Annotated in this window: 10 protein-coding genes; 8 read left to right on the top strand and 2 right to left on the bottom strand. The window is 66.7% G+C overall.

Translation table 11 applies throughout. The annotated features are described in order from the left end of the window. Positions 1-204, top strand: a 204-nt coding sequence (locus HLH25_RS20090) for a hypothetical protein (RefSeq protein ID WP_220791928.1), incomplete at its 5' end; no start/stop codon positions are given. A 169-nt stretch (positions 205-373) separates the two neighbouring features. Here the strand turns inward: HLH25_RS20090 and ubiM are convergent. Both ubiM and HLH25_RS19700 read right to left on the bottom strand, forming a co-directional pair. Continuing rightward, entirely contained in the window at positions 374-1,552 is a 1,179-nt protein-coding gene (gene ubiM / locus HLH25_RS19705; RefSeq protein ID WP_182975707.1) for a 5-demethoxyubiquinol-8 5-hydroxylase UbiM, read from the bottom strand. A 16-nt stretch (positions 1,553-1,568) separates the two neighbouring features. Then, complete coding sequence (locus tag HLH25_RS19700) at positions 1,569-2,159, bottom strand: nitroreductase family protein (protein ID WP_182975706.1); 591 nt, start codon at positions 2,157-2,159, stop codon at positions 1,569-1,571. Positions 2,160-2,344: 185 nt separating this feature from the next. Between HLH25_RS19700 and hisB the strand changes: the two genes are divergently transcribed. From hisB to HLH25_RS19665, 7 genes are read left to right on the top strand one after another with little or no spacing between them, the layout of a single operon-like run. Further along, positions 2,345-2,941: an imidazoleglycerol-phosphate dehydratase HisB gene (hisB, locus tag HLH25_RS19695; protein WP_182975705.1), complete on the top strand. Its 597-nt coding sequence runs from the start codon at positions 2,345-2,347 to the stop codon at positions 2,939-2,941. Next, positions 2,938-3,324, top strand: a complete 387-nt coding sequence (locus HLH25_RS19690; RefSeq protein ID WP_182975704.1) for a hypothetical protein — start codon at positions 2,938-2,940, stop codon at positions 3,322-3,324. Before hisB ends, HLH25_RS19690 begins: the two co-directional genes overlap by 4 nt. A 2-nt stretch (positions 3,325-3,326) precedes the next feature. Next, a complete protein-coding gene (gene hisH, locus HLH25_RS19685) occupies positions 3,327-3,998 on the top strand; it encodes an imidazole glycerol phosphate synthase subunit HisH (protein ID WP_182975708.1) in 672 nt (223 codons plus the stop codon). Beyond that, positions 3,995-5,347, top strand: a complete 1,353-nt coding sequence (gene hisA / locus HLH25_RS19680) for a 1-(5-phosphoribosyl)-5-[(5-phosphoribosylamino)methylideneamino]imidazole-4-carboxamide isomerase (RefSeq protein ID WP_182975703.1) — start codon at positions 3,995-3,997, stop codon at positions 5,345-5,347. Before hisH ends, hisA begins: the two co-directional genes overlap by 4 nt. Continuing rightward, positions 5,347-6,120, top strand: coding sequence for an imidazole glycerol phosphate synthase subunit HisF (gene hisF / locus HLH25_RS19675; RefSeq protein ID WP_182975702.1), 774 nt, complete (start codon positions 5,347-5,349; stop codon positions 6,118-6,120). Before hisA ends, hisF begins: the two co-directional genes overlap by 1 nt. Before the next feature lie 28 nt (positions 6,121-6,148). Beyond that, positions 6,149-6,631 (top strand): phosphoribosyl-ATP diphosphatase, encoded by a 483-nt coding sequence (locus tag HLH25_RS19670; RefSeq protein WP_182975701.1) that lies wholly within the window; start codon positions 6,149-6,151, stop codon positions 6,629-6,631. Between the two features lie 17 nt (positions 6,632-6,648). Next, a complete protein-coding gene (locus HLH25_RS19665) occupies positions 6,649-7,029 on the top strand; it encodes a histidine triad nucleotide-binding protein (protein WP_182975700.1) in 381 nt (126 codons plus the stop codon). Positions 7,030-7,154: the final 125 nt, after the last annotated feature.

The following is a 7,154-nucleotide window of genomic DNA, read 5'->3' as shown; positions in this document are numbered from 1 at the left end:
CAAAGGCCCAAGCAATCAAACTCGAAAGCTATAAAAACGCATAAATCAAAGAAATATGCATCACAGCGTCCCAAGCAGGCATCAATCAAACCCAGGCTAAACCCAGATCAAACCAATCCCAAATCAACCCGCTTCCGCAGGCCGTCAGAACGCCGCCAACATATCCCTTCCATTCCATATTCTGTTGTCAAAGACCTCTGCTAACCATCCACTCAACCCAGCAGAGCCAAGGAAACTAGCAGGTCCAAACCGCCAGGTCAAGAACCTCAGCCCCGGCGGTGAAGAGCGATCTACACCCCACCCTCAGAACCGTCAACAGCGAAAAATGAGCCGCATCGTTTTTTTCTGACCCACCAATCAGAAAATGGCGGTTTCAGGCCGTTTTCTCCCGATCGATCAGCATGTTGGTCACGGCTGCCTTGAACGGTGCAAGGGAATCGGCGGCCCGCAGACCGGCGCGGCGCAGGTACCGGAAGGGTGATTCGTCGCGCGTATAGAGGGTGGCGATGCCATTGGTGGCGGCAAACAGGGGGGCCGTGGTCAGACGATGGCGCATGGAGAAGCGCCGCAGCACCGCAGCCGACCCCGGATCGCCATCACGCGCCATGCCGGCCGCGATTTCCTGCGCCAGGACATCCTGCCCCTTGAGGCCCAGATTGAACCCATGCGCGGTGATCGGGTGCATGCCTACCGCCGCATCGCCAATCAAGGCGAAGCGTCGTGCCGTGAAGCGATGCGCATAGACTGCCCGCAGGGGATAGACATGGCGTGTGCTGACCAGCCTCATGGCCCCCAGCCGGTTGCCGACCCTGGCCATGATGTTGGCGTTGAACCGCTCGCGCTCCATCGTTCGTAGCGCCTCGATCTGGTCCGGCGGCAGGGTCAGCACCAGCGACGACGCGCCGCCATTGACGGGCAGCAGCGCGACCGTCTGACCGTCATCGAACCATTGCAGCGCAACATGATGGTGGGGCGATTCATGCGCCATGCGACAGACCAGCATCGCGCGATGGAAATCATGGACGATCGCGCCGATGCCTTGCAGGCGCCGGATTTCGGAAAACCGGCCATCCGCCGCGATGGCCAGGCGCGATGTTACGTCACCGCCCTCCGCCAGCACGGTCACGCTCTCGCCTTCGTCCCGCACACGCCGCGTCGCGACGCCTGCTCGGATGACGATACCGGGACGCGTCATGGCCTCTTCATACAAGGCCTGACGGATCATGTGGTTGGAGACCAGATACCCCAACGCCTCGACGCCCTGGCCGTTGGTATCGAAGGTCAGCGGGTGGTTGTGTCGCCCGGTTTCCACCCTTGCCTCACGCAAGGGGGAGATACCCACCGGCGGGATGCGCGCCCAGGCCCCGGCATTCCGCAGGACCGAGACCGAATGATGGGTCAGGGCGATTTCCCGCCCGTCGAATGCGGGCTCGGCCAGTGCCGCCTGCGGCGCACGCTCCAGAACGGTGACCGACAGGCCGGCGCTTTCCAGCGACAGGGCCGTGGCCAGGCCGGCGGGGCCACCACCGATAATCGTGACGTCACTGTGCATCTCGGCCTCTCGCACGTTACTCGTTGTCCGCCCCGAATGTGACGGGCGCGCCATGCCACTCCGCCACATATCCTTCGACCGGTCGGCGAGACGGTATGGCCCGGTTCGGATCGGGCGTGCCGACGAACAGGAAGCCCGCCAGCCGATGCGGCGCATCGAACCCCAGCGCCGAGGCCAGTGCGGGGTCGACCGCCATGTCACCTGTGACCCAGACGCCGCCGAAGCCGGTTGCATGCAGGGCATTGAGGATATTCATCGCCGCCGCCGCGACCGCCATTTCCTGCTCGATCAGCGGGATCTTGTCTTCGGGGCGCAGGTGCATGCCCAGCGCGATGGTCAGCGGCATGGTGGAGAAGCGCTCGCGGCGCTTTTCGATCTTGGCCGCCGGCACGCCCGGGTCGCGCGCCAGCATGCCGGCCACCACCAGTTCGGCCAGCTTCGACCGGGCCTCTCCGCGAATCAGCACATAACGCCACGGCCGCAGGCGACCATGATCGGGCGCGCGCATCGCGGTGGACAGGATATCTTCCAGCACCGACCCTTCGGGCGCGGGGTCGGACAGGGCGTCGGTCGAAAAGCGGGACAGCAGGCTGTCGAGCACGGCCATTGGGGCCTCCTTGGTCTCGGGCCCCGGCAGCGGTCGCGCGGCCCTGGCCGGCACCATGCCGCAGAAGGCAGGGGAAGCCAATATCCATCCCCTGCGGGCCAGAGACGCGAACCCCGGCCGGTGGCGCATCGCGCACATATATAGGAGAGTGGCCTAACGCGCCCCATTCCTGTAGGAGAACGGGCATGGATACCGCCCGCACAGCCACGATTCATCGCGTCACCAGCGAGACCGACATCACGCTCCGCCTGAACCTGGATGGCACCGGCCAGTCCCGGATCGCGACCGGTATCGGCTTCTTCGATCACATGCTGACGGCCCTCGCGCGCCATGGCCTGTTCGATCTGGAGATCGAGGCCAAGGGCGACCTGCATATCGATTTCCATCACACCACCGAAGATACCGGCATCGCGCTGGGTCAGGCCTTTGTCCGCGCGATCGGCGACAAGCGCGGCATCCGCCGGTTCGGCCACGCACTGGTGCCGCTGGACGAGGCGTTGAGCGAAGTCGTGGTGGACATCTCCGGCCGCCCCTTCCTGGCCTGGTCGGTGGATTTCACCCGCGACAAGATCGGCGAGATGGACACCGAACTGTTCGAGGAATTCTTCCGCGCCTTCGCCATGAGCGCGCTGCTGACGCTACATGTGACGCAGAAAGCCGGGCGGAACTGCCATCATATCGCCGAGGCCTCGTTCAAGGCCGCGGCCCGCGCCCTGCGCATGGCGGCCGAACCCGACCCGCGCGCGGCGGGCAGCATTCCTTCGACCAAAGGCGTGCTGTGACGACCTATACCACATGGTTCCGGGCGGACGACCGGCGGCCGCCGGTCCTGGTGGCAGAGCGCCTGTCCTGGCGGGTGCTGCTGCTGGGCTGGCTGGGGCTGGTGATCCAGGGAAGCTGGATCGCCGGATTGCTGGCCGGGGCCGGCAGCCTGGTCCTGCTGAGTGCGGTGCAGACAGCGCATCTGCCGCTTCTGCCCTTCTGGGCCGGGCTGCATCTGCTGCTGGCCTTGTGCACCCCCGATATCAGGGCGTGGGAATTGCGGTTGAACGGTCTGGCCGCCGGGCCGATCGTCGTTGCGCAGGGTCACGAGGCAGCGATGCTACGCCTGCTGGAGCGCAATCCCACGCTTGCACGCACGCGCGGGAACATGGCTGAGGCTTGAGCATGACATCCGCGACGCAATCCATCCTGGTCATCGATTATAATGGCGGCAATCTGGCATCGGCCGCGCGAGCCCTGACTCGCGCGGCGGCGGATAGCGGCATCGACGCCGAGGTGACGATCTCGGCCGACCCGCAGGCCGTGCGGAGCGCCGACCGGATCGTGCTGCCAGGACAGGGCGCCTTCGCCGACTGCGCCGCCGGGCTGGACGCCGTGCCGGGGCTGCGCGCCGCCATCGTCGACGCGACGGATGCCGGCACGCCGTTCCTGGGCATCTGCGTGGGCATGCAGCTGATGGCCGAGCGCGGGCTGGAACATGCCGTCACCCCAGGTTTCGGCTGGATCGCGGGCGAAATCGCCCCCATGGACGTGCCGGGCCTGCGCCTGCCGCAGATGGGGTGGAACAGGCTGGATTTCATACCGGGCGCCCATCCACTGACCGACGGGCTGGACGCGGACGCCCACGGCTATTTCGTCCATTCCTATGCGCTGCGCCACGGCGTGCCCGACGAACTGGTGGCGACCACCGATTATGGCGGCGCGGTGCCGGCGATCGTGGCCCGTGGCAATCGCGCCGGCACACAGTTCCATGTCGAGAAGAGCCAGACGGTCGGCCTGCGCATCCTGTCCAACTTCCTGCGCTGGACGCCAGCCCGCGAAGGAGGTCCCGCATGACCGGAACCGGCAGACCCTACGACCAGCCGCGCGCCGAACGGGTTCAGTCGCTGACGGAGGACGAGCTTCAGGCACTGTGCGAGGCCACCGACGCCGCGATCCTGGATGGCGGCGGGTTCGGCTGGCTGAACGTGCCGGGCCGCCAGGCGATGGAACGCTATTTCCGGGGCCTGCTGATGGTGCCGGAACGCATGCTGTTCGTGGTGCGGCTGGACGGCGTCATCGTCGGAGGCACGCAGTTGGTGCGCCCGCCGCGCAACAACGAAGCGCAGGCGATGAGCGCCACACTGATGCATCTGTACGTCGCGCCCTATGCCAGGGGGCGCGGGCTCGGCCGGCTGCTGCTGCTGGAGGCCGAGCAATGCGCGCGGGCCATGGGCTACCAGATCCTGAACCTGGATGTGCGCGAGACCCAGGAAGCCGCGATCCGGCTGTTCCGCGCCTTCGGCTTCTATCAATGGGGCACCCATCCCAGCTATGCCCGTGCCGACGGGCGGACGATGCGGGGCCTGTTCTTCACCAAGCGCCTGCAGGACAATGAGCGGGTCGTCCCCGCTCACCCGCAGGCCGCCTCCGTTCCCATCCCCGCGACAGGACCTGCCAGCGTGACCGGCCATAGCCTGACCCTCTACCCCGCCATCGACCTCAAGGACGGCGCCTGCGTGCGCCTGCGCCGGGGCGAGATGGATGATGCCACGGTCTATTCCGACGATCCCGGCGCGCAGGCCCGCGCATGGATCGCGGCCGGATGCGGCTGGCTGCATGTGGTGGACCTGAACGGCGCCTTCGCCGGCAGGTCGGCCAACAGCGCCGCGATCGAAGCCATTATCGCCAACGCCACCGTGCCGGTGCAGTTGGGCGGCGGGCTGCGCGACCTGGACAGCATCGAACGCTGGCTGGCCGCCGGGATCACCCGTGTGATCCTGGGCAGCGTCGCGGTGAAGAACCCCGAACTGGTCCGCGCCGCCTGCCGCGCCTTCCCCGGCCGGATCGTCGCGGGCATCGACGCGCGCTCGGGGCAGGTCGCGACCGAAGGCTGGGCCGAAACCTCGGACATGAAGGCCATCGACCTGGGCCGGCGGATGGAAGATGCGGGCGTCGCCGCGATCATCTTCACCGAGATCAGCCGCGACGGCATGCTGACCGGCATCGACATCCCCCAGACCGCCGAACTGGCGAACAGCCTCTCGATCCCGGTCATCGCCAGCGGCGGCGTGGGCAATATCGAGCATCTGCGCGCGCTGCGGGCCGCGACCGTCACCGCGCCTGGAATCGAGGGCGCGATCGTCGGGCGTGCGCTCTATGACGGCCGGGTGGACCCGGCCGATGCGCTGCGGATCCTGTCCTGATGCTGAAGCTGCGGGTCATCCCCTGCCTGGACGTCAAGAACGGACGGGTGGTGAAGGGGGTCAATTTCGTCTCGCTGCGCGACGCGGGCGACCCGGTGCAACAGGCGGCGGTCTATGACGCCGCCGGCGCCGACGAACTGACCTTTCTGGACATCACCGCCAGCCACGAAAACCGCGACACCATCCTGGACGTGGTCAACCGCACCGCCGAGAAGATCTTCCTGCCCCTGACCGTGGGCGGTGGCGTACGCACGACCGACGACATGCGCCGCCTGCTGCTGGCCGGCGCCGACAAATGCGCGATGAATTCCGCTGCCGTCAGCCGCCCGGAACTGATCAACGAGGCCGCGCGCAAATTCGGCAGCCAGTGCGTGGTGGTGGGCGTGGACGCCCGCTCGGACGGGCACGGATCATGGGAAGTCTACACCCATGGCGGCCGCACCCCCACCGGCCGCAACGTCATCGACTGGTGCCGCGACGTGACCGAGCGCGGGGCCGGCGAGATCCTGCTGACCAGCATGGACCGTGACGGCACCCGCAGCGGGTTCGACCTGGACCTGCTGCGCGCGGCCTGCGGCGCGGTGCGGGTGCCGGTCGTGGCCTCGGGCGGCGTCGGCACCCTGGAGCATTTCGTCAAAGGCGCGCGCGCGGGCGCCACCGGCCTGCTGGCCGCCAGCGTGTTCCATTTCGGCCAGTTCACCATTCCGCAGGTCAAGCAGGCGCTGACGGATGCCGGCTTGCCGGTGCGCCACACGCCAGCCGCCAGATCCTGAACGACGCCGATACGCAAGCGAGGGCACGATGCCGAAAATCCCCAAGACCACGCGCAAGAACGACGACACCAAGGCCGCCGGCAAGAAGAGCGTCGCCAAGAAGACCGCCCGCAAAAAGGCCGCCCCCGCTGAAGCCATCGTAAAGGCTGTCCCTACCCTGCCCGCCGAACCGGTGGCGACGGCGGAAATTCTGGACCGACTGTTCAACGTCGTCGTCTCGCGCAAGGGCACCGACCCTGCCGTGAGCCATTCGGCACGCCTGCTGTCACGCGGTCGTCGCAAGATCGCCCAGAAATTCGGCGAGGAAGCGGTCGAATGCCTGATCGAGGCCGTCGCCGGCAACAGCGAGGAACTGATCGGCGAAAGCGCCGACGTGCTGTATCACCTGATCGTCATGTGGGTTGATGCCGGCATCCATCCGTCGGATGTCTGGGCCGAACTGACGCGCCGCCAGGGCACCAGCGGCATCGCCGAAAAGGCCGCTCGCCCCCGCGACCCGTTGGCGGTATAACGCAAGGAGGCAAGTCCATGGCCGTTTCCGGACGGGGTCCCTACGACCCGCAGAACATCTTCGCGAAGATCCTGCGCGGGGAAATCCCGTGCCGCAAGGTGTATGAAAACGATTACGCGCTGGCATTTCATGATATCGCGCCCCAGGCGCCGGTCCATGTGCTGGTGATCCCCAAGGGACCGTACGTTTCCTTCGCCGATTTCAGTCAGGCCGCCGGCGATGCCGAAATCGCGGGCTTTACCCGTGCGGTCGGCCATGTTGCGGGGTTGCTGGGGCTGGACGAGGACGGATACCGCCTGCTGGCGAATATGGGCGTCGCCGCCGGGCAGGAAGTGCCGCACTTCCATGTGCATCTGTTCGGTGGGGCCGCGCTGGGGCCGATGCTGCATCGGGGCTGAACGGGCGTTGTTCGTCAGGGCTTGTCTTATGATTTTTTTGTCGCGTTGAGCGATAAAGGACCGTTCAGCCGGGGTGGCCACCCCGGCTGAACGGGAAGGGGACGGGTCGCCCGGGCTGGACCATA

This window comes from Gluconacetobacter dulcium, assembly GCF_014174165.1.
In the GTDB taxonomy this organism is placed as follows: Bacteria; Pseudomonadota; Alphaproteobacteria; order Acetobacterales; family Acetobacteraceae; genus Gluconacetobacter; species Gluconacetobacter dulcium.
Note: the sequence above shows the minus strand (reverse complement) of the source record. Positions and strands in the feature narration are given on the sequence as shown.